This window comes from uncultured Winogradskyella sp., from assembly GCF_937958655.1.
Taxonomy (GTDB): Bacteria; Bacteroidota; Bacteroidia; order Flavobacteriales; family Flavobacteriaceae; genus Winogradskyella.
In genome coordinates, this window is the sequence record NZ_CALGNH010000029.1 from 1 (window position 1) to 26,619 (window position 26,619).

At 33.0% G+C, this 26,619-nt stretch carries 24 protein-coding genes; 13 read left to right on the forward strand and 11 right to left on the reverse strand.

Going from position 1 to position 26,619, the window contains the following annotated elements; all coding sequences use genetic code 11:
- Positions 1 to 427: T9SS type B sorting domain-containing protein (locus Q0800_RS06075; RefSeq protein ID WP_299128343.1), on the forward strand; the 427-nt coding region annotated here is incomplete at its 5' end.
- A 29-nt stretch (positions 428 to 456) separates the two neighbouring features.
- On the forward strand, positions 457 to 1,446 hold the full coding sequence (locus Q0800_RS06080) for a type IX secretion system membrane protein PorP/SprF (RefSeq protein ID WP_299128344.1): 990 nt from the start codon (positions 457 to 459) through the stop codon (positions 1,444 to 1,446).
- On the opposite strand, the gene Q0800_RS06085 is transcribed toward Q0800_RS06080, so the two are convergent.
- The gene (locus tag Q0800_RS06085; protein ID WP_299128345.1) at positions 1,441 to 1,920 is read right to left on the reverse strand and encodes a DUF4251 domain-containing protein; all 480 of its coding nucleotides are present in this window, start codon (positions 1,918 to 1,920) and stop codon (positions 1,441 to 1,443) included. The genes Q0800_RS06080 and Q0800_RS06085 overlap by 6 nt on opposite strands.
- A gap of 296 nt (positions 1,921 to 2,216) precedes the next feature.
- Here Q0800_RS06085 and Q0800_RS06090 point away from each other — a divergent pair, with 296 nt between their 5' ends.
- Together Q0800_RS06090 and Q0800_RS06095 are read left to right on the forward strand one after the other, a co-directional pair.
- Positions 2,217 to 3,029, forward strand: coding sequence for a hypothetical protein (locus Q0800_RS06090; protein WP_299128346.1), 813 nt, complete (start codon positions 2,217 to 2,219; stop codon positions 3,027 to 3,029).
- Between the two features lie 60 nt (positions 3,030 to 3,089).
- On the forward strand, positions 3,090 to 3,656 hold the full coding sequence (locus Q0800_RS06095) for a pseudouridine synthase (protein ID WP_299128391.1): 567 nt from the start codon (positions 3,090 to 3,092) through the stop codon (positions 3,654 to 3,656).
- On the opposite strand, the gene Q0800_RS06100 is transcribed toward Q0800_RS06095, so the two are convergent.
- Together Q0800_RS06100 and Q0800_RS06105 are read right to left on the reverse strand one after the other, a co-directional pair.
- Positions 3,643 to 4,380, reverse strand: coding sequence for a hypothetical protein (locus Q0800_RS06100; protein WP_299128347.1), 738 nt, complete (start codon positions 4,378 to 4,380; stop codon positions 3,643 to 3,645). The genes Q0800_RS06095 and Q0800_RS06100 overlap by 14 nt on opposite strands.
- Positions 4,381 to 4,478: 98 nt before the next feature.
- Positions 4,479 to 5,987, reverse strand: coding sequence for a DEAD/DEAH box helicase family protein (locus Q0800_RS06105; RefSeq protein WP_299128348.1), 1,509 nt, complete (start codon positions 5,985 to 5,987; stop codon positions 4,479 to 4,481).
- Positions 5,988 to 6,124: 137 nt separating this feature from the next.
- On the opposite strand from Q0800_RS06105, the gene Q0800_RS06110 reads away from it, so the two are divergent.
- Entirely contained in the window at positions 6,125 to 6,691 is a 567-nt protein-coding gene (locus Q0800_RS06110) for a biopolymer transporter ExbD (protein WP_299128349.1), read from the forward strand.
- Between the two features lie 93 nt (positions 6,692 to 6,784).
- Here Q0800_RS06110 and Q0800_RS06115 read toward each other — a convergent pair whose 3' ends face one another.
- Positions 6,785 to 9,100 carry a T9SS type A sorting domain-containing protein gene (locus Q0800_RS06115; RefSeq protein WP_299128350.1) on the reverse strand — a complete coding sequence of 772 codons (2,316 nt, stop codon included), beginning with the start codon at positions 9,098 to 9,100 and terminating at the stop codon, positions 6,785 to 6,787.
- A 116-nt stretch (positions 9,101 to 9,216) separates the two neighbouring features.
- Complete coding sequence (locus Q0800_RS06120; protein ID WP_299128351.1) at positions 9,217 to 11,217, reverse strand: dehydrogenase E1 component subunit alpha/beta; 2,001 nt, start codon at positions 11,215 to 11,217, stop codon at positions 9,217 to 9,219.
- Between the two features lie 102 nt (positions 11,218 to 11,319).
- Between Q0800_RS06120 and Q0800_RS06125 the strand changes: the two genes are divergently transcribed.
- The 5 genes from Q0800_RS06125 to Q0800_RS06145 all read left to right on the forward strand — a co-directional run bounded on the left by Q0800_RS06125 (position 11,320) and on the right by Q0800_RS06145 (position 15,356).
- Complete coding sequence (locus Q0800_RS06125; RefSeq protein ID WP_299128352.1) at positions 11,320 to 12,270, forward strand: 2-oxoglutarate and iron-dependent oxygenase domain-containing protein; 951 nt, start codon at positions 11,320 to 11,322, stop codon at positions 12,268 to 12,270.
- 63 nt (positions 12,271 to 12,333) lie between these two features.
- Entirely contained in the window at positions 12,334 to 12,666 is a 333-nt protein-coding gene (locus tag Q0800_RS06130; protein ID WP_299128353.1) for a translation initiation factor, read from the forward strand.
- Between the two features lie 4 nt (positions 12,667 to 12,670).
- Positions 12,671 to 13,612: a DUF1835 domain-containing protein gene (locus Q0800_RS06135; protein WP_299128354.1), complete on the forward strand. Its 942-nt coding sequence runs from the start codon at positions 12,671 to 12,673 to the stop codon at positions 13,610 to 13,612.
- Complete coding sequence (locus Q0800_RS06140) at positions 13,602 to 14,474, forward strand: nucleoside phosphorylase (protein ID WP_299128355.1); 873 nt, start codon at positions 13,602 to 13,604, stop codon at positions 14,472 to 14,474. The genes Q0800_RS06135 and Q0800_RS06140 overlap by 11 nt, the downstream gene beginning before the upstream one ends.
- A gap of 27 nt (positions 14,475 to 14,501) precedes the next feature.
- Positions 14,502 to 15,356, forward strand: coding sequence for a substrate-binding domain-containing protein (locus tag Q0800_RS06145; RefSeq protein ID WP_299128356.1), 855 nt, complete (start codon positions 14,502 to 14,504; stop codon positions 15,354 to 15,356).
- Positions 15,357 to 15,683: 327 nt separating this feature from the next.
- Here the strand turns inward: Q0800_RS06145 and Q0800_RS06150 are convergent, their stop codons facing one another.
- On the reverse strand, positions 15,684 to 16,358 hold the full coding sequence (locus Q0800_RS06150; protein WP_299128357.1) for a uracil-DNA glycosylase: 675 nt from the start codon (positions 16,356 to 16,358) through the stop codon (positions 15,684 to 15,686).
- A 107-nt stretch (positions 16,359 to 16,465) separates the two neighbouring features.
- On the opposite strand from Q0800_RS06150, the gene Q0800_RS06155 reads away from it, so the two are divergent.
- The 3 genes from Q0800_RS06155 to Q0800_RS06165 all read left to right on the forward strand — a co-directional run bounded on the left by Q0800_RS06155 (position 16,466) and on the right by Q0800_RS06165 (position 21,594).
- Positions 16,466 to 18,634 carry a DNA mismatch repair protein MutS gene (locus Q0800_RS06155; protein ID WP_299128358.1) on the forward strand — a complete coding sequence of 723 codons (2,169 nt, stop codon included), beginning with the start codon at positions 16,466 to 16,468 and terminating at the stop codon, positions 18,632 to 18,634.
- A 58-nt stretch (positions 18,635 to 18,692) separates the two neighbouring features.
- Entirely contained in the window at positions 18,693 to 19,115 is a 423-nt protein-coding gene (locus tag Q0800_RS06160) for a DCC1-like thiol-disulfide oxidoreductase family protein (protein WP_299128360.1), read from the forward strand.
- A gap of 352 nt (positions 19,116 to 19,467) precedes the next feature.
- Entirely contained in the window at positions 19,468 to 21,594 is a 2,127-nt protein-coding gene (locus Q0800_RS06165; protein WP_299128362.1) for a mucoidy inhibitor MuiA family protein, read from the forward strand.
- Positions 21,595 to 21,673: 79 nt separating this feature from the next.
- Here Q0800_RS06165 and Q0800_RS06170 read toward each other — a convergent pair whose 3' ends face one another.
- The 5 genes from Q0800_RS06170 to Q0800_RS06190 all read right to left on the reverse strand — a co-directional run bounded on the left by Q0800_RS06170 (position 21,674) and on the right by Q0800_RS06190 (position 26,583).
- A complete protein-coding gene (locus Q0800_RS06170; RefSeq protein WP_299128363.1) occupies positions 21,674 to 22,834 on the reverse strand; it encodes a flavohemoglobin expression-modulating QEGLA motif protein in 1,161 nt (386 codons plus the stop codon).
- Positions 22,835 to 22,839: 5 nt separating this feature from the next.
- Positions 22,840 to 23,664 (reverse strand): N-formylglutamate amidohydrolase, encoded by an 825-nt coding sequence (locus Q0800_RS06175; RefSeq protein ID WP_299128364.1) that lies wholly within the window; start codon positions 23,662 to 23,664, stop codon positions 22,840 to 22,842.
- A 2-nt stretch (positions 23,665 to 23,666) separates the two neighbouring features.
- On the reverse strand, positions 23,667 to 23,999 hold the full coding sequence (locus tag Q0800_RS06180; protein WP_299128367.1) for a hypothetical protein: 333 nt from the start codon (positions 23,997 to 23,999) through the stop codon (positions 23,667 to 23,669).
- Positions 24,000 to 24,037: 38 nt separating this feature from the next.
- Positions 24,038 to 25,075 (reverse strand): glutathione synthase, encoded by a 1,038-nt coding sequence (gene gshB, locus Q0800_RS06185; RefSeq protein ID WP_299128368.1) that lies wholly within the window; start codon positions 25,073 to 25,075, stop codon positions 24,038 to 24,040.
- Positions 25,076 to 25,137: 62 nt separating this feature from the next.
- Positions 25,138 to 26,583 (reverse strand): dicarboxylate/amino acid:cation symporter, encoded by a 1,446-nt coding sequence (locus tag Q0800_RS06190; protein WP_299128369.1) that lies wholly within the window; start codon positions 26,581 to 26,583, stop codon positions 25,138 to 25,140.
- Positions 26,584 to 26,619: the final 36 nt, after the last annotated feature.

Genomic DNA, 26,619 nt, shown 5'->3' on the forward strand with positions numbered 1-26,619 from the left:
TAATGCTAATGGCGGCACTGGCAGTTACACCTTTACCATGAATGGCGAAGATTATGGCGGCCAAAATACTTACATTATAACGGAATCTGGTTTATATACTATAACGGTTACAGATAGCAACGGTTGTTTTGCTGAAGCACAAATAGAGTTAGAATTCGTAGATATTTGTATTCCAAATTGGTTTACACCTAATGGAGACGGAGAATATGATACATGGGCACCAGGTTGTACCCAAAATTTCCCAAATCTAACCTTCGATATTTTTGATCGTTATGGACGTATGGTAGCAACCTATACGGTTGGTGAAGTTTGGGATGGACGTTACAACGGTAAAGAATTACCTACAGGTGATTATTGGTTTGTTGTTAAAACAAATGACCCTATTATTGATAAAGAGATTGTTGGACATTTTACGCTTTATAGATAACCCAAATCTATAGAATTAAACCTACTTTAATGAAAAAAATTATTACCTATATAACAGTGCTCTTATCCATAACGCTAAGTTACGGACAAGAGCTTAACCTACCAGTTTGGACACAGTACCTGGCTGATAATGATTTTGTAATATCGCCAACCTATGCAGGTATAGGTGATAATTTAAAGATAAGGGCTAACGGCTTAACACAATGGGTTGGTATAAAAAACGCACCCGATAATCAATCGATTTATGCAGACTTTAGGATTTCTAATAAATCTGGTATTGGTATTTCTGCCTACAATGACAAAAACGGTAATACCAGACAAAAAGGGGTTAAATTTTCATTTGCTCATCATTTAATTCTAGATTGGAAATCTAAGCAGTACTTATCCCTAGGTTTATCCTACAATATTAACAGCTTTAGAATAGACATCGAAAACTTTAATACTACCTACGATATACCAATTCTAGATCCTGCCATAAATGGAGATAGAGCTATAAATAACAATAACTTTGACGCTGGCTTTCTTTACCGTTGGGATAATTTCTACCTAAGCTTTAACGCTAATAATTTAGTCTCTAAAGACACCAATCCTTTTATAGCGTTTGAGCCTAGTAAACTTCTAAATTATCAGTTGTATTCAGGATTCGTTATTACACCAAAACATAACAAATATGTTGAATTTGAGCCTTCTGTCTTTTTCCAATTCTTTGATAGTGACAGACGTTCTGCTACCGATATAAACATTAAGTACAGAAAATTTAATCATAATGGCGATTATTACTGGATTGGTGCGTCTTATCGGTTTCTAAATGATCAATTCTTAAATCCACTAAATGTAGGGCCTATGGCTGGCATATTGCATAATAAACTTTACTTTGCCTATTCTTACCAATTAACGCTTAATGATTTATCCGGTTTTAATTCTGGAACACACGTAGTTACCATTGGCCTTAATTTATTACAAAGTGCAAGCAACTGCCCTTGTACAAGAGGAACAAGCCAAAGTTATTATAGGTTATAAAGAATCGTCCTCTAATGGTACAATTTTTCCTCTATATTTTACTGCCGTACGATGAGAACTCGAAATACTAACATCTGTCGTACCATTATTAAAAAAGCGCATTATGATTTGGTAGTTTTCAGTCTTGTCATTAACACTAAATTTTAATAGGTACTGCTTACCATTTTCTAAATTTGGGTTTTCTATCCTAGAATTAAAGCTCATACCAGCATCACTACTATTTAAATAAGATCGACTAATTCTAACCTCACCTATATAAGGAAGATTCGCTTTTGCGGAATCGTTTTTAAAGATAATACCATAGCCGTTATCTAGGTTTACCCGTGCACCGAGATTACCTGTATTCATAAGTAATTGATTTGCTATCCTGGTAGCATCAGCTGTCTGCATAGGATACATAACATCTGCTTTAAATTTAAAAGCACCATTTTCAACCAAAGATTTAATCGCTTCCATAGCTTCAGAGTTAGCCATAGGTGATGTAGAACTTTTAGGTGTACTACAATTAAAAACGAATAGTAAAATTAAAAAAGATAAAAAACATGTTCTCATGTTTTAAAGATACTTAAATAATAAATTGAATTTTAAAAACAAAGTGTTAATAATTTATATACAAATCATAAAATCAAATGTTTATATGTCTTTTGTCTTATAAACCATAAAATAGACATAAATCTATTTTTTATCGGAAAATTATTAAAGCTTATCGGAAAATCTGTAAAAGTGAATCATTCTCTATTACTTTTAAAACTGCTATCAACCATTTTATTATGAAACCATACAATCGTAGACTTTTACTTTTCATAGCTTTATGCTTATCATTCTTATTGAGTAACGCATTTAAACCAACATCAAATTTTAATCAAAATGTTTCACCCATATCTAAATCCCATTTTGGATATTTAAAGCTTATCGCAAGTTCTAATAACGATGCATCGAGTACAGAATTTTACTTTAATAGTAATGCCACAGCAGGTTTAGATGTTGGCTTTGACTCTGCTTTGTACGGAGGTATAATACCTGAATTTTCGTTATATTCTCATTTGGTCGATGCTAACACAGTTATTCCATTTGGTGTTCAGGCTTTAAATGACAATGATGTTAACAATGTAGTTGTTTCTATTGGGCTTCATGCCATACAAGGTCAAAATATTGAAATTAGTATTTTTGAAAGTGATCTTCCTGATACTATAAATGTATATTTAGATGATGCCGCAAACAACACGTCTACGCTCCTAAATACTGATGAATTTAATTTCTATACTGATGAAGCCATCTCAGGTATTGGTAGATTTTATTTACGTTTTGAGAGTAATGCTCTAACTGTTGAAGCACGAAATTTTGATAAAATTAAAGTATCTATTAATAGTGATAACCAATTACTAGTTGTTAATGGGGAATTATTGCCAGAAACAACACTTAGTGTGTATGATATAAATGGGAAACTTCTAAAATCGCTATCAATTAATTACAGAAATTATTTCTATACTTTTGATATTAGCACAATCCAATCAAAACTTCTTATAGTTGAAGTGAAGAATAAATTAAGAAATCGCATCGTTAAGAAATTAATTAAGATTTAATTTAAGGATAAAATTTTATGTTGTATATAACAACAACAAATAAATGCATAGTAACAACTTATTAAAGAAGAACATTTATATTATAAAATTTATAAGCCTTATGGCTATTTAAGTCAGTTTATTAACAATCAACATAAGCGTAAAAATAAGCGTCTTTTGAGCGAGTTGTTTAATTTACCTAAAGCAATTATGGCCGTTGGTAGATTAGACGAAAAGTCAGAAGGTTTGCTGCTTTTAACTACAGACGGAATGTTTAGTAATTATATGACGAGCCAAAATATTGAAAAAGAATATCATGTCATGGTAGATGGCATCATAACTACCGATAAAATTAGCGCACTTACAAAGGGTGTTAAAATCTCTGTAAATGGAAATGCGTATGTTACAAAACCATGCGAAGCAAAATTACTGCCAGACACCTCTCACATTATTAAGCGTTTTGTTAGGGATATTAAACATGGGCCAACCTCTTGGTTATCTATAACATTAACGGAGGGTAAATATAGACAAGTACGAAAAATGACAGCTGCTATTGGTTATCCAACATTAAGACTTGTACGCGTTAGAATAGGGAATTATAAGCTAGAAAAATTAAAACCAAAGGACATTGAAGCTATTCATTATTAGACGCTTGGTCAGTTTCCCTTTCTTCTGGAGATTTTTCTTTAATGATTACTTTTTCGTTTTCAAAAATAATAATGGCCTTAACACCTGTAAGCAAGTTCCATTCTTTAGATGAAATTAAATTTTCTTTGTCATCATAGACTACAAATTCTGCTGTATTAGGTCCAGATTCGCCTTGGTTTAGGGCCTCAATTTCTATTTTGTTCCTTCCTTGTGCTAAATTTATTTCTACTCGCCTATAAGAACTTCTTAATAATAGGTTTGGTTTAACAATATGGCCATTAACAGATATACTTACCCTGTCTCCGTCTGGGTATTGATGATCTCTACAAATGATATTTACAAACTTAGTATCCACATTGTGACGCCCAAGAAACTGATCTGACATAGTTCTAATAACCCCTCCTTTTTCTAAATCTTTGTTCCAACGTTTTTCAAAAATTTCACTAGGACTTTTTAAACCATCTTCTTCAATCATTGAAAACGGTTTTTTAGATTCTTTTATTACAAATTTCTTTTTTTCGCGAGAGGTATCACCATTAGACTTGTCCTCTTTATTATCTAATTTTGGTGCTACTTTAATTTTTACAGGAAAGGACTCTTTTTGGTTTTTTGAAGGTTCCGCTGGTATACGAATAGATTTGTTCTCCTTATCTTTTACTTGAGAATACAAAAGACTTGAAAAGGATAAGGATACAAAGAGTGCTATAAATTTTAAATACTTCACTTAATTTTAGACGTATAATTTAATATTTAATTACAGTTACAAAAACTATACCTAAATCAAAATAAAAGTATATAAACATAAAAGCATTAAAAAAAACGTTAAAACTTACCATTAAAACTAATACGCAGTTTACGATTATATTCTTCAAAAAGCCAGTCTTTGTAACTTTGGGTACTGTTCATTATACAATAACAGTATTGCTTAATGCGATAGGCAATTTCATCTTGTAATAGTTTTGTTAGATCCCTAGCATCATAAACGTCTTCACTATTATCTATACAGATTTTAGAATGTTGCGCAATAGATTGTTCTATAACTGTAAATGATTTTTTTCCTGAGTTTAATGCCTCTTTATAAGCGGATTTTATATCAAAATCTAAAATCTGTGATTTTTTAAATTTTTCTTTTAAAGTTTGTGGCATTACATATATAAAATCGCGCTCAATGGATTCGTCATCGGCAATATTTTCGAGATATAAATCTGGATACTTAAAAATATGTTGCCAATCTACAGGTTGGTTCCAAAGGCCAAATCTAGCTTCATTGTTACCTAAATCAATAACTTGAAATGAAGATCTATCCTTATAAATACGACTTCCTCTACCAATCATTTGAAAGTAGAGTGTTAATGAGCGTGTAGCTCTATTGAGTATTATGGTTTCTACCGAAGGCTCATCAAACCCAGTGGTAAGTATGCTTACAGATGATAATACTGCCTCTGGCGTATGTTTAAACCAGTGCAATATATCTTTACGCTCTTGTTTGCCAGCTGTATTGTCTAAATGACGCACATCATAACCTGCCTTTTTAAACGTGTAATACACTTCTTTTGATGTGTAAATACCATTATTAAAGATAAGCGTTTTTTTGCCTTTAGCTAACTCCTCATAAGCACCAAGTAGCTTAGTCTGCATTACGCTATTTGTATATAAAGTCTCTGATGATTTTACTGTGTAATCACCATTGATTCCTATCTTTAATGTGGTTAGTCCCACATCGTAATGATACACATCTGCATTTGCTAAAAATCCGTTTTTAATTAATGTAGAGATGTCGTCACCTACGATAAGCTTATCATAGTTATCCTTCATGGGCAGTTTTATGTTACTACTTAAAGGTGTTGCTGTAACGCCAAGAATAAAACAATGATTAAAAAACTTAAATAATTTTCTGAATGAATTATAATGCGCTTCATCTATAATAATTAGACCTATATTTTTAAGCTCAAAATCTTTATCAGACAGGCGATTATTTAAAGTTTCTACCATAGCTACAAAGCATTGGTATTCGTCTTGGTCTGGTAAGGTCTTTACCTTGCTGTTTATGATTTTGTTTTTAACCTTAAAACCAGAAAGTACATTTGAGGTTTGCTTGCATAGCTCAATTCTATGCGTAAGTATCACTACTTTTTTCTGGTGCGCTTCTATGTAACGTCTTACTATTTCTGAAAAAATTACAGTTTTACCACCACCAGTTGGTAATTGATATAATAGATTAAAATCTTCGGCTTCATCTTGCATTACATCAAAAATGCGATTCAAATCCTTGATTTGGTAATCGTAAAGTCGTTTCTCTGTTACTGTGTCTTTTAAAATGTCTGTTGACATATTATAATTTCATAGGACGTTAATTTTGCAAAAATAGACTATTACATCTGTTTATAGAATGAATTGTTAATAACCTTTTACAAGATTGGTACTGTTATTGTGTTTAAGAAAATATTAACATTTTAAATATTTACATTATGAAATCATTTCGAAGACGTTCTGCGACGGTCAACGCAGGCTCCATGGCAGACATTGCCTTTTTATTACTTATTTTCTTTTTGGTAACCACAACCATTTCTGCTGATAAAGGCATATTACGGCAATTACCAGCCAATGATTGTCCTACTAAGGACTGCTCCTCTCCCATTAATGAGCGGAATATTTTAAGAATAAGTTTAAACAGTGAGAACACTATTTTTATAGAGGATAAAATTGTACAACTTAACGATGTACAAGACATTGTAAAATCCTTTGTGGACAATAATGGCAGCGGTAGTTGTGACTACTGTGAAGGCTACAAATTAAATGATTTGTCTGATCACCCAAATGAGGCGGTAATTTCCTTAAGCCATGATGCCTTAACAAAATATCATATGTTTATTTCGGTACAGGATGAAATATCAAAAGCATATTTTAGCTTAAGGGCACATTACATTAAAGACACGTTTGGCAAAGTACCAAGTGACATTAATAAAGATGAGTTTAAATTAGTAAAGAAAGCGTATCCATTTAAAGTTTCTGAAGTCGCTGTTAAACGCAATTAGCTTCAAATTTTGCGCATTATTAAAAATGATTAGCTAAAAAAAAAGAGGTAGTTATACTAAAATAACTACCTCTTTTTAATTACTATTTAAAGTTTATTTTCTAACAACTTTCTTGGTAATACTATTTGATTTCGTATTTATTTGAATAAAATATATACCGCTTTCTTGTTGAGACATATTAATTGTAGTAGTACTATTACTATTTAATTTGCCATTACCTACAAGCTGTCCTATAGTATTAAACATTTGGTAGGTTGCATCTTCATTAATATTTCCTAAATCAATATTTAATTGGTTAGTTACTGGATTAGGGAATAAATTAATCAACTCGTTAAGTTCAAACTCATTAATGCTTAATGGATCTTGTACTCTAAAAAGTACTGACTCAGAACCACCAAAATCACCTCCAGAAATGATAACATTTCCATTATCATCCTGTAGATCATAACTGCCATTACCAAAACCGCAACAAATTCCGTCTGCGTAAGAATCAAAAATTGTAAATGTGTAACAATCTCCAAATGTTGGTATGGCAATGGTCTCTTGGTATGTAGTATTATTAAAGTAAGAACCTGTTGGACCGCTTTCTATAACTGTATTATTACTGTTGGTGATTTGCCAAGTGGTTTCACTAGCAAAGTTATCTGTAGTAATATTAAATATAACATTGGAAGTCAGTACATTAGGTGATACATCAAAATTGAAACTAAAATTATCATTGGTGTTATTTTCATCCGCTATACCATTAGGTAAATTTACAGAAACGTTAAAAACATGAGGGCCAGGCTCTAGATTGTTATATGTAGGTGTTGCCACAATTTCACTTGCATTTGAAGCTAAATTTCCGGTCCAACTTACTGTTATATCAGCCTCTGAGTCCAAACTATATGAAATTTCTGCTGAAGTTAAATCTAAGTTACCACGATTAATCAATGTTACTTCTGGGCTAAAATCAGATCCACATAATTCGGCGTTTAACCCTGAACCAGCATTAATAGTGGCGTCATTATCAAAGATTTGTACTGTTGGATAAATTTCAGCAACTTCTAAACCTGTATCTGTTGGATCTAACCATTCTCTTAGCCTGGTAGATGGAGTACCTCCAAAATCCCAAGCAACACCAAACCTACCATAGTAATCAAAGGCGGCATTATTACTAGTTCCACTGCACGCTGCAGCACCTCCAGAAAGCACGCCAATTAAATGTCCGGATTCATTAAATAACCCAGATCCCGAGGAACCGGGTTCTGTTACCCCTAGCTCCCATTCGTCTATATACCACATTTGTGTATTTGCATCACCATTAAATGAAACAACTTGTCTATAAGCTCCATCATCTTCTCTACATGTTTTTTGAATGTCACCTCTTGGGTGATGAATACCAAAATTTACAACTGGTACCTGAGTGGTTGATCTATTCCAGCCAGACCAAACTACATCTGGATTATTGTTAAAAAAATTGATATCAGTAATCTCAACTAACTCCATATCTGATCTAGAACTCGCAGCCCTAACTATTGATCCACTAACCGTTTGATTGAATGAACCATTAGTGCTATTTGCTGTTGTGCTACATGAAGGATTAGGACTTCTCCAATTGAATCTAAAAGCCCATCCAGCTTCACCACCTCCACAATGATTAGCAGTCATAAAATATGGCGTACCATCATTACTGGTATTATTTATTAAAGTACCCGAGCATATGCCAGTACCACCATTAACTGTAATCATTCCTGCTGCCTTCTTAACTTCTTCTTTTCTTAAATTTAATTGAAAAAGATCATTAGAAGGAGTTATATCGCAATCAACATCTTGGTTACAAGCACCAGAGTCATTTAATCCTTTTTGATAGGTTTCAGCTGTTCTATATCCATGGATGACTGAACCTACAGTAATTTTTGCTGTACCAACTACGTTAGCAGGCTGATAATATTCAATCCATGCTTGGTCTCCGTTAACCATCCACGTACCTAAAATTTCTTCAGGATTATTATTATGGTGTGTAAATGGTCGTAATAAATCAGTTTTTTCGTTGTTGTAAACGTACAGTTGAGCACCTTCCGGAATTTTAAAAACATCAAACATAAAATTTAATGTGTACGCACCTTCAGATTTATAGGTCATTCGCCAAAGACGATCACCATTAGCTAAAGTGGTCCATTCACCTACATCATTGATGTTATGATCTACGTAAATATCATGACCAAATCTCCAAGGCTTAGACTTGTCTTTATCATTAATCTTGTCCTCTTCTTGAATTTTCTTAAGATCAAAATTAGCGAGTTTGTATGGTTTTAAAGCATTTAATGAGTTATTAGACCAACTTGGTGGTTTTATAGCATCTGGTATCTTTTGACCAAATGATACTAATGTGATAAATGTCAACAAATAGAGTAATTTAAACTTCATAACGTTTATTTTAGTTTTAATAGGTTCTAAATCTAAGATTTTATTTTCAAACTAGCACAATATAAGCAACAACAATCTTTTTGATAATCGATTAAAAATTACTTTATCCGATAAAATTAATATTTTAGTAAAGTATTTAGAGCGTCTTCAAACCTATTTATAGCCAAATATTGATCTTCTAATTGCGAAGCAAAAGGTATAGGTGTTTCTAAACTAGCAACTCTCTTTACTGGTGCGTCTAAATATTGAAAACATTGTTCCATTATCATAGCAGAAATATCGCTAGCCACACCTCCAAACATGGAGTCTTCCTGCAGAATAATTGCTTTTCCTGTTTTTTTAACAGATGTTAGTATACTCTCTGCGTCTAAGGGCTGTAATGTTCTTAAATCTAATAAGTCTGCCGATATATGAGGATTATCTTGAAGCGTTTTTAAAGCCCAGTGCACACCTGCACCGTAGGTAATTATGGATATTGAATTACCTTCTTTTATCGTTGCAGCTTCACCAAAAGGTAACGTGTAATAATTGCTTGGTACATCTTGCCGAATAGTTCTGTACAAGGCTTTATGCTCAAAATATAAAACAGGATTTGGGTCATTAATTGCAGTAGCTAACAAGCCTTTAGCATCGTAAGGAAATGCAGGATAAACAACTTTTAACCCAGCTGTTTTAGTAAACCAAGCTTCATTTGTTTGCGAATGAAAAGGCCCTGCTGCAACACCAGCTCCGCAAGGCATTCTTATAACAACATCAGCATGTTGTCCCCATCGGTAATGAGATTTTGCTAAATAATTAACTATTGGATTAAAACCTGAGGTTACAAAATCTGAAAATTGCATTTCGACAACTGCTTTTAGGCCAGCAATAGATAATCCCATTCCGGTTTCAACAATAGCAGATTCACAAATTGGAGTATTTCTAACTCTTTCTTTACCAAATTGTTCAACAAACCCTTCGGTTATTTTAAATACTCCCCCATATTCAGCAATGTCCTGACCCATAATAACAAGACCCTTATGCTTTTCCATAGATTGTCTTAAACTTTCGGAAATAGCGTCTATAAAACGTATGTCTTTGGTGTCTTTGTTTGGTGTAAATGCTTTGTAGTCAAAGGTTTTGTAGACATCATTTAATTCTGTAGTTAAGTCTGGGATTATATCTTCTTCTGCATAGGCAGATTCTAAAGCAGTATCAATTTCAGTTTTAATTTCGGCTATATATGTTTCATCTAATTCGGTAGATAATATTTTTTTACTTAATAGATAATTTCTAAAATTCTCAATTGGGTCTTTGGCTTCCCAAGCATCCATCAATTCTTGGGGCACATACTTAGTTCCACTTGCTTCCTCATGTCCTCGACGCCTAAAGGTTTTAAACTCTATAAGAATTGGTCTTGGTCGTTTTCTAATACTTTCTGCTAGTTTTTTAACTTTAGAATAGGTCTCTATAACATTATTACCCTCTAAAATAAAAGACTCTATACCGTAACCTTTACCTCTATCTGCTATGTGCTTGCAATGATATTGTTCGTTAGTTGGTGTTGAGAGTCCATAGCCGTTATTTTCTACACAAAAGATAACAGGCAATTGCCATACGGAAGCCACATTTAGAGCTTCATGAAAATCACCTTCACTCGTGCCACCTTCTCCTGTAAAAACAGCGGTAACTTGCCCGTTGTTTTTTAATAAATTTGCAAGAGCTATACCATCTGCTACACCGAGTTGAGGTCCTAAATGAGATATCATTCCTATAATATTATGCTCTTGGGAACCAAAATGGAAAGAGCGATCTCTACCTTTTGTAAACCCACTGGCTTTGCCCTGCCACTGACAAAATAAACGATGCAATGAAATCTCCCGCGTTGTAAAAACACCAAGATTTCTATGCATTGGTAAAATATACTCACTTGGTTTAAGTGCCATAGTTACACCAACAGATATTGCTTCTTGTCCTATACCAGAAAACCATTTAGAAATTTTGCCTTGTCGCAAAAGAATAAGCATTTTCTCTTCAATAAGGCGAGGCTTTAGCATATTGTAATAGAGTTTTAGCAGTGCTTTATCACTTAAATTACGCTTGTCATAATCTATATTACTTTTGGTAATGGTAGGCATATGTTCATTAATGTTATACTTCAAATGTAAATAAAATGCATCAATATTGAGGTCTTTACCTTAGTTTTGTATATTGATAAAGAATTTAAAATTATACTTCAAATGGATAGAATACCTAGCGTAGATTTAAAGGATTTCCTTTCAGAAGACCCAAATAGAAAACAAAAATTTATTGATGAGATAGGAAAAGCCTATCAAGACATTGGCTTTGTAGCCTTAAAAGGTCATTTTTTAGATGACGAATTAGTGGATCGTTTATATGCTGAGGTTAAAAAATTTTTCAACTTACCATTAAAAACTAAAGAAAGATATGAAATACCAGGTATTGGTGGACAAAGAGGGTACGTATCTTTTGGTAAAGAAAGTGCCAAAGGAAAAAAAGAGGGAGATTTAAAAGAATTTTGGCATTTTGGACAATATGTAGAAGATGATAGCCAACGTCGCAAAGAATATCCAGAAAATATTGAAGTAAAAGAATTACCACAGTTTAATAAGGTAGGTAAAGAAACCTATCAGATGTTAGAAAAAACGGCTAAGTATGTTCTACGTGCGCTTGCACTACACCTAAATTTAGAAGAAACGTATTTTGATAATTACATTCATAATGGCAATTCTATTTTAAGGCCCATTCATTACCCTCCTATTGTACAAGAACCTAAAAATGCAGTAAGAGCTGCTGCCCATGGCGATATCAATTTAATAACATTATTAATGGGTGCACAAGGCCGAGGTTTACAAGTGCAACGGCACGATGGTGAATGGCTAGACGCTATTGCAGAACCCGACGAGTTAATGATTAATGTAGGCGATATGCTGTCTAGGCACACCAACAATAAGTTAAAATCTACGATACATAGGGTTGTTAATCCACCACGCGAATTATGGGGAACATCCCGTTATTCTATTCCTTTCTTTATGCACCCCATAAGCGAAATGAAATTAAATGTTTTAGACAGCTGCATAGATGAGAAAAACCCAAAACTATATGAAGATATTTCAGCAGGGGAATTTTTGAACGAACGTTTAGTTGAACTTGGACTTATTAAAAAGTAGTAACACGTTGCAGTCTTTTTACCTTATTGCCGATATAAATATAAAGACTGAAAACCTAAAAGAATGGATTTAAAAGATCAGTTAAAAAATTTATTTCCAGATCATATTGAAACAGAGACTGGAGAAAATGCCAATGAAGAAAAATCAGATATTTGGCTGCAAGACGAGCCCATTATTTGTAAATATGAAAAACGTAAAGGCAAGCCTATAACTATTCTCGAAGGTTATAATGGCGCTAACGACGATTTCAAAAAATTAACCAAAGCGCTTAAAACTAAACTAAGTGTTGGTGGAAGTTTTAAGGATGATAAAATTATTATTCAAGGCGATTACCGCGATAAAATAATGACCATTCTTAAGGGTAAAGGTTTTAATGTAAAACGTGCAGGTGGTTAATTTTATGGCGAAACAAGTACTTCATATTACCAACGGAGGTGTTCTTACAGAGTATTTAAAAGAGTTAAATTTTACAGGTGATATTTTAACTTGGCAAGAAATGTTATCTGAAGGTCCAACAATACCAAAAATAGATTCTGATGAATTCTTTGATATTCGTCGTAAATTTCTTTTAGATTACTATGATATTGAGGTTGATAGTTATGAATTAAAAAAAGAACTATCTAAATTAGATGATACAGACAAATACTCAGAAATAAATCTTTGGTTTGAATATGATTTATTTTGTCATATTAATCTCTTAGGAGTTATCAATCTTCTACATCAAAAAGAAATAGACAAACCACTTTATCTTATATGCAGTGGACGTGTAGAGGGTGAAAAAAATCTAAAAGGTTTAGCGGAGTTAAGCGCTGGGCAACTTAAAAAGCATTACAAAAATAAGGTTTTGTTAACAAAAGAAGATATTGAGCTTTGTATTGCGCTTTGGAGAACCTATTGCGGATCAGACCACAATATCCTTAAACCCTATATTGTAAAAAAATCTAGCTTTAAGTATATGACCAACTGCCTTAAAGCACATCTAAAGCGTTTTCCACACCAAGACAGTGGATTGAGTGTCTTAGAAGATAATATATTACGATTAGTTAGAGATCATACTATAAAATCTAAACATCATTTATTAGGCTACAGTCTAAATTACCAAGGCTATTACGGATTTGGAGATATACAGCATAAACGCTTAATTAACAGACTATCTATCTTTTTTGAAGTTACAGAAAACAAAATTACATTAAACCGAAAAGGACACGAAGCCCTATTGAGACAACGAAATTTTGCTTCAGAATTAAAAAACGACATGGCTTATGGTGGTGTAAAGCGTTTAGAATTTCAATTTAGTATAGAACAGAATAAACTTATAAAAACAATACTAGATGCCAATTAAAGATTCTGAATTAATATTAAATGCAGATGGCAGTGTTTATCACCTTAATTTAAAACCAGAGGATATTTCAGACACTATTATTTTTGTTGGTGACCAAGATCGTGTAGAAAAAATCACAACATATTTTGATAGTGTTGAGTTTAGCACACAAAAACGAGAATTTAAAACACAAACAGGCTATTACAATGATCGTAGGATTACGGTTATATCTACAGGTATTGGGCCAGATAATATCGATATTGTTTTAAATGAATTAGACGCTTTAGTGAATATTGATTTAAAAACACGTCAACCTAAAAACGAGTTAACAAGTTTAAATATTATTAGAATAGGAACTTCAGGATCTTTACAAGCTGACATCCCTGTAGATTCGTTTTTAATTAGTACGCACGGTTTAGATGTTAATGGTATGTTGCACTTTTATCAAATACAAGGTATTAGCAATCCTATAATTGAAGATGCTTTTATAGCCCATACGAATTGGGATAAAAATAAAGCAAGACCAATAATAATAAATAACAGCAAGTACTTAGAGCGTTATTTTGAAGGCGCTCCCATTTTTAAAGGTATGACAGGCACAGCAGGTGGATTTTATGGGCCGCAAGGACGTGTATTAAGACTCCCTCTGCACGATGCAAGTTTAAATTCAAAACTAGAAAGTTTTAATTATAAAGACTTTAGAATTACTAATTTTGAAATGGAAACTTCTGTGATTTATGGACTATCAAAGCTACTCGGCCACGAGGCCTTATCTCTTAATGCTATTATTGCCAATAGAGCAACTGGTGATTTTAGTAAAAACCCTAAAAAAACGGTAGAACAATTAATTTTATACGCTTTAGAGCGTATAGTGAATATTTAAAATTATACTGAAACAAGTTCATCATAAATGAGAAAAGTAAATATAGGAGGTGTTCCAGAGCATTTTAATTTAGCTTGGTACCTCACCTTAAAAGATGGCGCATACAAAGCAGAAGGTATTAATCTAAGATGGCAAGACTACTATGGTGGTACAGGTGAAATGTGCAAAGGCTTACGGTCTGGTGATATAGACATCGCGGTAATTCTTACAGAAGGTATTATTAAAGATATCATAGCTGGTAATCCTTCTCGCATCGTTCAAACGTTTGTAGAAACCCCATTAATTTGGGGAATACATGTAGCTGAGCATTCTAAATTTAACACTATAGATGATATAAATGGAACTAAAGCTGCTATAAGTCGCTATGGCTCTGGCTCACATTTAATGGCATACATTAATGCAAAAAATAACGACTGGAATTTAGAAAAAGACTTAAACTTTGAGGTTATTAAAAACCTAGATGGTGCTGTAAAAGGTTTAACAGAAGAGGTTGCGGATTACTTTATGTGGGAAAAATTTACAACCAAGCCTTTAGTGGATGATGGTGTTTTTAGAAGGATTGGTGAGTGCCCTTCTCCATGGCCATGCTTTGTTATTGCTGTTAGAGAAGAGTTTTTAGAACATAACCAAAAAGACTTAAAGACCATACTAACCATTATTAATAAAACCACATCAGAATTTAAGTTAATTCCTAGTATAGACAAAACCATTGCCAACCGTTACAAGCAAGAATTAGAGGATGTACAAGAATGGCTATCATTAACAGAATGGTCGCAAGAGCTTATTGATGAAAAAACAATTAATAATGTCCAAGAACAACTGCTAGAGTTAGATATTATTCCTAAAAAAGTGAATTATTCGGATCTAATAACTAAAATTTAAATAATTTAAAAAGACTAAAAATAAACCTTTTAAGTTACTGATTACTATAAATTAACAGCAACTATTACCGATTAATAGCAATTTTGTTTCTCGCTTAAGTTCTAAAAATCATAGTGTTTTCAGTTCGTAAATCACAGAATTTCAATTTTTTAATTATATTTGTTTAAATCAATCATCAGTTTCTATAAATGTCTACGATCTCAATATTTATATTGGTTTTAGTTTCTCTTGTTGTTGTCAATTTTTTATTGTTATTTTTTAGTTGTAATAAAACCAACAAGACTTCTAAAGAAGCGAGCATGCCCTTTATTAAGAACACGCAAAAGACTACTCAAGTTTCCACTCAATTACATTCGCGCCATCTTGCACCAACTGGTAGTTAGTTTTACTAAAATGTTTATTACCAAACCAATAGCCTCTATTAGCGCTTAAAGGCGATGGATGGCCTGTTTCTAAAACCAAGTGACGGTTTATATCTATAAGTTTCTTTTTCTGTTTTGCATAACCTCCCCAAAGTAAAAAAATTACGCTTTGTTTTTCTTTACTTATACATTGTATAACTGCATCTGTAAACTGTTCCCATCCTTTATTTTGATGGCTACCCGCTTTATGCGCTCTAACAGTTAAAGTTGCATTAAGGAGTAAAACACCTTGCTTTGCCCAAGGCATTAGATTACCACTTTTTGGATAAGGGATTCCTAAATCTTGCTCTATTTCTTTAAAAATATTTTTGAGTGAAGGCGGATGAGCAACACCATCATTAACAGAAAAACATAAACCATTGGCCTGACCCATACCATGGTAGGGATCTTGCCCTAAAATAACAACCTTTACCGCATTAAAAGGGCAATGATTAAAAGCATTGAATATCTCAGAACCTTTAGGGTAACAGGTATATAGATCGTATTCTGATTTAACAAAATCCGTTAAATCTTTAAAATACGGTTTATCAAATTCTGTTTTAAGATAAGGTTTCCAACTGGCTTGTATGTCTACGTTCATTACTGTAATTATTTTTTCAAAAATAAGAATAAGCACAATAGTCTAAGGTATTAGGCACATCTTCATAATTAACCTAAATTTGCAATTCTAAAATAAGTTATACCGTCATGATTCAAATTCATGAAAAAACACTTAAAGACCTAGAGTTTTTTACAGTGTTAGATCAAATAAGCACACATACTATTACAGCCATAGGTAAAGCGGCTGTTTTGGCCTTACGACCTATGGAGGTTGAAGCACAGCTTATGCGAGAATTAGATTATGTTAATGAATACCTATCCTCTTTTGATAACGATAATCGTATTCCTAATCATGGGTTTGATGCTTTAGATAAAGAACTAAAACTACTTCATATAGATAACACTTATTTAGAGGTTACAAGTTTTCAGAAGTTAGTTAGTATTTCGCTAACCGTAAACAGTATTCTTAAATTTTTAAACAAATTTAAAGAGTATTACCCTAAACTAGAGAAGTATAGTAATCATATAGAAGTGACTACTGCAATCATAGATCAAGTAGACTTAGTTGTTGATCGTTTTGGAGATATTAAGGATGACGCATCTCAACAATTAGCACAATTAAGACAGGAAATCGGTAAGCTTAAAGGGAAAATAAACAGTAGTTTTTCTTCGGCATTAAACCGATACCATGGTTTAGATTATTTAGATGCCATCAGAGAATCGGTTGTAGACAATAAGCGTGTACTTGCCGTTAAGGCTATGTATAGACGCAAAGTTAAAGGTGCTATAATGGGAGGTAGTAAAACCGGAAGCATTGTCTATATAGAGCCAGAAACCACACTTCAATACACCCGCGAGTTGAATAATCTTGAGTATGAAGAAAAAGAAGAAGTCATTAAAATTCTTAAAGAACTTACAGATTACATCAGGCTTTTTTTACCGCTTCTAAATGATTATCAAAGTTTTTTAACCCGAATAGACGTTATCGCGGCTAAAGCAAAATATGCAAAACGTATAGACGCTATATTACCAGAAATTAGCACTAACAGGCAATTACATTTAAAAGATGCATATCATCCCTTACTTTATTTAGCTAATAAAGAAAAAGGGGAGAAAACGTTTCCGCAAACCATAACATTAACGAATGAAAATAGAATTATAGTTATTTCTGGGCCTAATGCAGGTGGAAAAAGTATTACTCTTAAAACTGTTGGTTTACTTCAGGTTATGCTACAAACAGGTATGTTGGTGCCAGTACATGAGCGTAGTACCATGTGTTTGTTTGAAAGAATTTTATCTGATATAGGCGATAACCAGTCCATAGAAAATCATTTAAGCACCTATAGTTATAGATTGAAGCAAATGAATTATTTTCTAAAGAAGTGTAACTCCAAAACACTCTTTTTAATAGATGAATTTGGTACCGGAAGTGATCCTGAGTTAGGTGGCGCATTAGCCGAAACGTTCTTAGAGGTCTTTTATGACAGAAAAGCCTTTGGTATTATAACCACCCACTACTCCAACTTAAAGTTATTAGCTAATGAGTTACCATATATGCAAAACGCAAACATGCTATTTAATGAGCGTAGTTTAGAACCAATGTACAAGTTGGTTATAGGGCAGGCAGGTAGTTCATTTACATTTGAAGTCGCACAAAAAAACGGCATCCCATACAGTTTAATAAATAAGTCTAAAAAGAAAATTGAGCGCGGTAAAGTCCGTTTTGATGCCACTATAGCTAAACTTCAAAAACAACGGAGTCGTTTAGAAAAGACAGAACAATCTTTAAAAGCCAATGAAAAGAAGAAACTATCTGAAGCAGAAAAATTAGAGCAAACCAACACTAAAATTCAAAAGAAACTAGAAAGTTTTCAAGAGCTCTACGATAGTAATCAACGTTTAATTTACTTAGGACAAAAGGTAAATGATTTGGCAGAAAAATTTCAGAATAATAAAAGAAAGCGCGAACTTATGTCTGAGCTTTTTCGTTTAGTTCAAATAGAAAACTCTAAACGCAAAAAAGTATCTGCCAAGCAAAAGCGCGCAGAAAAAGCCAAAGAACAACAAGTAAAACAAGAGGCTGAAAAAAAGGTTGAAGTTATCCGTAAAAAGAAAAAAGCAGCTAAAAAGAAAGCCATTGTTGTAGAAACGCCCAAGCCTGTATTAAAAATTGATGACCGTGTTAGAATGCATGATGGTAAAGCTGTAGGCACCATAGACGCAATAGAAAAAGGAAAAGCTACGGTTAATTACGGTCTTTTTACAACTAATGTTAGTTTAGATTTGTTAGAATTGGTGGAAACTAAAAAGCGATAAGTTCTAATTTCCTGTTAATTGACCGTTACACCTTTTAATGAGGTTGTATCTTTGTAGCGTGATAGAGACTATTCCTAAAAACAAACAACTAATTTTATTTGACGGTGTATGTAACCTCTGTAATACGAGTGTTTTATTTGTTATAAAACGTGATACGGCAAATAAGTTTTTGTTTGCACCGTTGCAAAGCAACATTGGTCAATCATTGATACGTGAGTTTAATATAGACATTATTAAAACGGATTCAATTTTACTTTATAATCCAAGTGAAAGAAGAATTTACCATAAATCTACGGCTGCGCTTAAAGTGGCTAAACAACTAGACTTCCCAACTAAATTATTGGCTATTTTTTTTATAATCCCCACTTTTATAAGAAATTGGGTGTACAATTACATCGCTAAAAACCGTTATAAATGGTTTGGTAAAAAAACGCAATGTATGCTGCCTACACCAAATCTAAAGGCTAAATTTATTGCATAAAAAAACCTTTTAGCATCCACTCTAAAAGGTTTTTATGAATTAACAACTTACTTAAAACTAATTTAATCTTAACAAAATTTCAATTTTACTTTGAGGGAAAGTAATTATTGGTTAATAGCACTTATTTTGTTACTTCGAAAATATAACATCTTATAATGGAGACTAAAATTACTCGTTATAAAACCATTTATGTTTGATTAAAATTTATAACGTGCAAATAACATCTTTAAACTGCACCAATAATGATCACTCATTAATATAAAGCTTTAACTTTTGTAAACGTAAGGTTTACTCATTTTAGATTTTGGTGCCAAACTGTACTTAGTAGTTTTAACACATTAAAATCTAAATTATGAAAAAAAACATCCTAAGTAGCTTACTTATTTGCTTCGTTATACAAGTACAAGCGCAGACCAAAAGCAAAATTAGAAGTGTAACTGTTTACCTAGATGGTGCAGAGATTAATCGCCAAGCACCCGTTAAATTAAAATCTGGTACTACTGAGTTTACCTTCAATAAATTGTCTCCACATATACAAGAAAGTAGTATTCAAATATCCGGATTAAAAACAGCCTCTATACTATCTATAAACTACGGAATTAACTACCTTTCTAAACAAAAGCAAAATGATTCTATTACAGCATTAAAAGCCGATTTAGAGGCTATTGAAGGTTCTATTCAATATGAATATGATTTAATTTCTGGGTATAATGAAGAAATAAGCTTAATTCAAAGTAATAAACGATTGGGTAACGAGTCTGAAGTGGTAAGTTTAGAAGAATTAAAGAAATTTGCAACGTATTACAGAACCAGAATAACAGAGCTAAAAAGTGCAATTAACACCTCTAACAAAACTGTAGATAAACTAACTAATCAAAAGCAGACTATTAATAAACAGCTCTTAGAATTTAATAGTGACGAAAAAATACAAACTGGCGAAATAACCTTAAAGTTAAATTCTGAAAAACCCATTGAATTAGACCTAAAAATAGCTTACAATATTAAAAATGCTGGTTGGTTCCCTATTTACGATCTCAAAGCCGATAAAATCAATAGCCCAATAAATTTAGAATATAAAGCACATGTGTTTCAAAATTCAGGTTGTGATTGGACCAATGTAGATTTAGTGCTGTCTACAAGCGATCCAAACACCAATAACGAAAAACCAATTGTAAATCCAAAGTATTTAAATTTTGTTAATCCCTACAGCAATTATCAATCTCAGCGTGCCACAAGATCTTATAATTACAAGTATAATCCACTGGTTAAAACGGTTTCTGGTGTGGTAACATCTTCTAGTGATGGCTTGCCTTTGCCAGGTGTTACTATTATTGAGAAAGGAACCTCTAACGGAGTACAGTCTGATTTTGATGGTAATTATGCGCTTAAAACATCTGGAGGCAACGCTATAGTTTATTCTTATGTAGGCATGAAAACCGAAGAACTACCAATACACTCTAGCATTATGAATGTGGCACTCAATGAAGATGCGTCTCTTTTAGATGAAGTAGTTGTAACTGGATATGAGAATAGACCCAATAATAGCTTTGTTAAAGCTTTATCTGGGCAAGTCGCTGGACTAAATATTACAAAGAGTTCTGGGCAACCAGGAGGTAATTCTCTTGTCCAATTAAGAGGAGTTTCTTCCTTTCATGGTAATGTAGAGCCTTTATTTATAATTGATGGTTACCTTGTAAATGAAAGTAATTTTCGCTCTTTAAATGAAAATGATATAGCTTCAATTGATGTATTAAAAGATGCAAAAGCAACAGCTATTTACGGTAATAGAGGTAACAATGGTGTTATTGTAATAAAGACCAAAAATGGATTTAGACCGAATAAGAATGAACTCGGAGTCACCATAGAAACTGGCATAACAAACACACGTTTTGAAATTGACAAAGCCTATTCTATACCTTCAGACGGAGACGTCACAGTGATAGAAATTGATAAATTTAATGTCCCAGCTAAATACACTTATTTTTCGGCACCAGTATTAAACGAAAATGTATTTCTTACTGCAAAAATCGGCAACTGGGAGCAATATAATTTGTTACCAGCAGAAGCTAATGTTTATTTTGAAGGAAGCTACTCCGGTAAGACCAATATTAACCCAGGTGCAACCTCAGATAGCTTAACCATTTCTCTTGGTGTAAATCCTAATATAATTGTAAAACGTACACAGCGAAATGATTTTAAGAAAACAACATTTATAGGAAATAACAAGGTAGTATACAAAGCTTTTGAAATTGAAGTAAGAAATAATAAACAGTCTAATATCCAATTAACACTACTAGATAGAATTCCAATAACACAGAATAAGTCCATAAAACTCGATGATATTGATACTGGAACTTCGCAATACGACAAAGATAAAGGTATTCTAAAATGGGTAATTAACTTAAGCTCTGGTGCGGTCGATAAAGTAGAGCATTCTTATTCTATAAAATACCCAAAAGGTAAACGTATTAACCTCTAAGGTGTTTTAAAGATGATTTTTAAATATATTTACAAGTCTCAATGCCAAGATATTCACCAAAAATTTGAAGCTTTGAGGCTTATTTTAAACTTCGTAGTATAAAATCTAAATTAGGATTAGCATTGTCATTAGTAACATAAGCATCCGTAAAATACTTGGGTTTTGCCGCAAGACCATACTGTAGCAACTTCTCCATTGTAGGTATATAATGTTGACTCACCTTACCTAAAAGCAGAATGGATAAATCGTTACCTGCTTTGGCATATTGATAAATCTTACGCAGACCCCTTAAATATAAATGGTCTTTTGTAAATCCGCCACCTCTATGAACTCTTAAGGTAATAGCAAAAGCTTTATCTCTATTTAGTTTATAATGATTGTGTAACAAATGAAATGTATCTGAAAAATCATAACCCTTATTTAAACTATTCACAGCCAAAACTCTAAAGGACAGTTCTTTCAAACGCTCAATAGTAAGACAATTACTCATGTATTCTGCATATACAGCAAGTCCTTCCTGCGTCTCTACATTATTGGGCAAACCATTAGAAAATACCTTTAAGGGTTGATCTAAACCGTTAAACGTGGTAACCAAATGCACGCCTATTTCGTGGTTGCTCAAAACTTTTAATTGATTGAGGCTATATTTATAACCTTTTTTAAGCACTAAAGTTTGTGTATTGTTAAGCACCATTGCCGCAGCAGAAAGATGACTTGAAATTTTTACATTGTATGAAAAATCATACCGTTTAGAAAATTTTTCAAAATAAGCCTTAGCCTCATCCGCATTATAAATAGGAAGCATTTCCTCATTAAATTCAGAATCATCAAAACGTAAAATGAATTTGGCATTTTCAATATCATTCTCTGTTGGCGTTCCAAAACTCTTAAGACTATTAAAATAAAATTTACGACCTTGCCCAATAGTCTCAATGCATTCAATTAAGCTCGAATATTCGTAAATAACATCTTCATAGAGTTGCCTTATATCATCATCTCCGATCCGCTCTAGTCGTTGAGAGAAAAATAAACGGTGTAATTTATAGCCGTTAAACCTAACTTTACGATACTTAAACTCTGGTTCATAATTATATTTTGAAGCAAAGAATTTCTTCTTCTCGGATGCAATGTTAAGTGGATTTATGTAGTTAAGTAATTCAATATTTTTAACCAATCTATTAAGGTTGGCATCAATATCAAATAAATCTTGAAACTCTTCTGTAGTCTTTATTTGGGGCATTATTTTTAAAGCTGTTTATAAAATGTGTTAGCGTGCTGTGGGATAAGATGTCTTAACTGAATTTCGACAGCTGCTGCAACTTCTGGGTAATTAATCTGTTTATATTCATCGCAATACACCTTGGCGATTTCAGTCGCCAAAACTAAGGTATCCTTAAAGTTATTTGTGATGTATTTTAAAAAATAACCATTTCCTTGAAAAGTGTCGTTAATTTTGGCAGTTTGTTTTATACCATTTGGCAAGTCAATGCTTGCTAATGCTTGTCGCCAAGTTTCAACAAATTCACCAAAACGTTCCGTATCTATGTTAGAAGTACCCAAATTCCAAGTTGGCACTTCCCTATCCCATCGTTGCCAATTATAGCTATGCATATCATAAACGATGCAGGATCCAAACTTAGTTTCTATTGTTTCAATTAAAGCATGGACAACTTTATAAAAATTAGCGTGTTTTTCTAAGCTCTTTTCTTTTTCAACTTCTGGTAAGGGATTTTTCCAAAGTTGTTTTCCCCAAGCGGTATCAAAAACGGCATGTTCTGGATCTCTATTAAGATCGTATTCAAATCTAGAGTCGCAACCTGCTATAACAATTGGGTGAGATAAAACCATGTTCTTAGTTTCAGGATCTTCTTCGTACCAACGCTCATATTCGGTGTGTAAACAATTATCCCAAAGACTTTTTCTAAATTGATGTCCATCATGCACAGCACCACAGACATAGGGTACATACTCATCAATCTTTATAGTAAAGGAATAGTCCTCTGCTACTGCATGAAAGGTTTCTTCTGATTTAATTTTAGAGATGATTGTGTTTAAGGGCAATTTTTGCATGGCTAAGGCTTTAATAGTTTTTCTAAAAACCGCAACATATTTTGTTCTAATACATTGAAGTCGCCATCAGCGAAGAACAACACTTTAATATCAGAGAGTAGCATATCAATATCCTCCTTGTCATAGTTATGCTGATCTAAGCTTATCATTATTTTCTTAATACTTTGATAGTCGTTATCATTACTAAACTCGTCATGAATTTCCTGAAAGGTTTGCATATCTACTTTAGAGATAATGACATTACGTTCCTTATTATCTTCCTTAAAATCAGAGTGTGCAGCAAACAGTAATATGTAGGCAACAAGCTCATCTCTTGTCCAATCTATTGTTTTCATTCAATTATAAAATCTGAGATTAATTAAAATAGAAATAATTAGGCTTCTTCAACCGTTTTGCGCAGTCTTGTTCTTCTATCAAAGGCTTGTAACTTGTCTAAAACTTTACTCTCTAAAAAGTCAATTACCTTTTCCTCTACTTTATGTTTATTTTTATAAACCTTGTTGATATAAGTAATGCCACCTGGTGACATTACGTTGACCTCTACAAGCTTACCACCAATAACATCAATACCAACAAAATATAACCCATCCTTAACTAATTTTGGGCCTATTTGTTTGCATAAAGCCTTTTCCGCTTTGGTAAGTGAATGTTTTTGTACACTCCCACCTGCAGACACATTAGAACGATGATCATCCGATCCTGGTACACGTTTCATTGCCCCTACGGGTTCCCCATTCAACAATAAAATTCTTACATCACCTTGATCTGCACCTTCAATGTAATCTTGAAGGATTACATAATTAGACTCATCATCACCAGTAGAAATATAAAAATCCAGCAGCGAATTAATATTGTTCATAGCCGACTTTTCAATAAGAATAACACCCGAACCACCAAAGCCATTTAATGGTTTTAAAATCATTTTATCAGCTTTAGACTCTTTAATTTGCTTTATTAAATAATTTTTGTTTTTTGATACGTGGGTGTTTGGTATAATATTGCTATGTGCGTCACCAAAAGCAGCAGTATAAAGCTTATTGTTGGCTTCGCGCATGCCTTGTAAAGAATTAACAATAAAAACATCATCCTTTACAGAATCGAGAAAGTTAAGCATTATTGGGTCTAATGGTGGATTAGCCCTAAAGAAAATAGCATCAAAACCAGCTAAAGGCAACATTTCCTCTCGTAATTTAGCTTTGTTATAAAACGATTTTAGCGATGAGGGTACTTTTTCCATACGCCCAATAACATTACAAAACGCATTGGTAACACTATCTCTAATCGTTAGGTTAGCAGGAGTACATATAGCTACTCCGTGGCCTCTTTTAGCACATTCTTTTATTAAAGCTAAACTGGTATCATTTTCAGGATCTATAGTTTCCCAAGGATACATTATGAAGCAAACATTCATTCATTTATATTTTTGGTTAATCTTAACTCTTTAAAGTTAAGGAGATTTAATGAAAAATGAAATTATGAATCTAAATCAAAAGTCTCTGTAGGGTTTTCTGGGTCTATATAATCTAACATATTTTCGCCATCAGCAATAATCGAACAGACCGTGGCATCACCTGTTACATTGACTACAGTCCTAAACATATCTAAGATTCTATCTACAGGAAAGATTATAGCAATCCAAGCTGGGTTTAAGCCTACTGAACTTAGTACTATAATAAGCATTACTAAACCAGCGCTAGGTACTGCAGCAGAACCTATAGAGGCTAAAGTTGCCGTTAAAACTACTGTAACTTGTTGACCAATGGTTAGATCTATCATGTGCATTTGAGCTAAAAATATAACTGCAACGGCTTGATACAAGCTTGTACCATCCATGTTCACCGTAGCACCAATAGGCAAAACGAAACTGCTTATCTTTTTATTAACACCAAGGTTTTGCTCTACACATTCCATAGTTACAGGTAATGTTGCTGCGCTACTCGATGTAGAAAATGCTAAAGTCTGTGCAGGACTCATAGATTTAAAGAATCCTGAGTATGGTATTTTACGAACAAACATCTTTAAAACAAGCGGATATATAACAAAAATCATCAGTAATAAGCCAATAAGTACAGTAAGTGAATACCAACTTAACCCTTTAAAGATTTCTACAACTTTTCCAATATCGTTACCTGCCATTTTACTTACAACACCAGCTAGTAAAGCAAATACAAAAAATGGTGCTGCTTGCATAACAAGATCTACCATCTTTAAAAACACCTCATTTATACCATCTACTAAATTAAGAACAGGCTGCGACTTATCTTTTGATATAAATAATAAACAAACTCCAAAAAACACAGCAAAGAAAATGATCTGAAGCATTAGACCATTGTTAGATAACGAATAGAAGAAGTTGCTTGGTACGATATCTACAAGTGGTTGTAATGGCGAGGTTTCTTTTTTACTTTTAACCGCTTTCATTTTGTCTGCCACTGCAGCATTTTGCAATTCATTTTTAGACAATTCTGAAATCTCTTGTGCACGTTTAAAAAACTTTGGGTCTTTAAGATAGTTAATACCGTCTTTAATTTCATAACCTTCAGCATCAGCCCATATTTCATAACTTATTCTGTTGTCTACTCTACTCTCTTCATCAATTAATTTACCTGGGCTAATGACGTTTACTAAAAGTAAACCTAAGGCAATAGCAGATACTGTCGTTAACAAATAAATACCTAAAGTTTTACCACCCATTCTACCTAAGCTAGAGGGATCACCAATATTGGCAACGCCTCCTATTATAGAAAATAATACTAAAGGCACTGCAATTAATTTTAGAAGATTTATAAATATAGTCCCAAAAGGATCAATCCAATTAATAGTAAATTCACTCCAGCCCATTGAACTCGATATTAAGGCCCAAATAATACCAAGTACCATTCCGATAATAATCTTCCAGTGTAATGCTAGTTTTTTCATAAGCCCATACTAACCTTCGCTTTAGGAAGGAATTTT

Bases quoted from the DNA above. Each gene is read 5' to 3' on its own strand.
- Q0800_RS06150 (WP_299128357.1), bottom strand. From the start codon at position 16,358: ATGAACGTAGACATACAAGCCAGTTGGAAACCTTATCTTAAAACAGAA.
- Q0800_RS06165 (WP_299128362.1), top strand. From the start codon at position 19,468: ATGAAAAAAAACATCCTAAGTAGCTTACTTATTTGCTTCGTTATACAA.
- Q0800_RS06140 (WP_299128355.1), top strand. From the start codon at position 13,602: ATGCCAATTAAAGATTCTGAATTAATATTAAATGCAGATGGCAGTGTT.
- Q0800_RS06130 (WP_299128353.1), top strand. From the start codon at position 12,334: ATGGATTTAAAAGATCAGTTAAAAAATTTATTTCCAGATCATATTGAA.
- Q0800_RS06170 (WP_299128363.1), bottom strand. From the start codon at position 22,834: ATGCCCCAAATAAAGACTACAGAAGAGTTTCAAGATTTATTTGATATT.
- Q0800_RS06115 (WP_299128350.1), bottom strand. From the start codon at position 9,100: ATGAAGTTTAAATTACTCTATTTGTTGACATTTATCACATTAGTATCA.
- Q0800_RS06155 (WP_299128358.1), top strand. From the start codon at position 16,466: ATGATTCAAATTCATGAAAAAACACTTAAAGACCTAGAGTTTTTTACA.
- Q0800_RS06125 (WP_299128352.1), top strand. From the start codon at position 11,320: ATGGATAGAATACCTAGCGTAGATTTAAAGGATTTCCTTTCAGAAGAC.
- Q0800_RS06110 (WP_299128349.1), top strand. From the start codon at position 6,125: ATGAAATCATTTCGAAGACGTTCTGCGACGGTCAACGCAGGCTCCATG.
- Q0800_RS06175 (WP_299128364.1), bottom strand. From the start codon at position 23,664: ATGCAAAAATTGCCCTTAAACACAATCATCTCTAAAATTAAATCAGAA.
- Q0800_RS06180 (WP_299128367.1), bottom strand. From the start codon at position 23,999: ATGAAAACAATAGATTGGACAAGAGATGAGCTTGTTGCCTACATATTA.
- Q0800_RS06190 (WP_299128369.1), bottom strand. From the start codon at position 26,583: ATGAAAAAACTAGCATTACACTGGAAGATTATTATCGGAATGGTACTT.
- Q0800_RS06090 (WP_299128346.1), top strand. From the start codon at position 2,217: ATGAAACCATACAATCGTAGACTTTTACTTTTCATAGCTTTATGCTTA.
- Q0800_RS06135 (WP_299128354.1), top strand. From the start codon at position 12,671: ATGGCGAAACAAGTACTTCATATTACCAACGGAGGTGTTCTTACAGAG.
- Q0800_RS06080 (WP_299128344.1), top strand. From the start codon at position 457: ATGAAAAAAATTATTACCTATATAACAGTGCTCTTATCCATAACGCTA.
- Q0800_RS06085 (WP_299128345.1), bottom strand. From the start codon at position 1,920: ATGGCTAACTCTGAAGCTATGGAAGCGATTAAATCTTTGGTTGAAAAT.
- Q0800_RS06145 (WP_299128356.1), top strand. From the start codon at position 14,502: ATGAGAAAAGTAAATATAGGAGGTGTTCCAGAGCATTTTAATTTAGCT.
- Q0800_RS06120 (WP_299128351.1), bottom strand. From the start codon at position 11,217: ATGCCTACCATTACCAAAAGTAATATAGATTATGACAAGCGTAATTTA.
- Q0800_RS06105 (WP_299128348.1), bottom strand. From the start codon at position 5,987: ATGTCAACAGACATTTTAAAAGACACAGTAACAGAGAAACGACTTTAC.
- gshB (WP_299128368.1), bottom strand. From the start codon at position 25,075: ATGAATGTTTGCTTCATAATGTATCCTTGGGAAACTATAGATCCTGAA.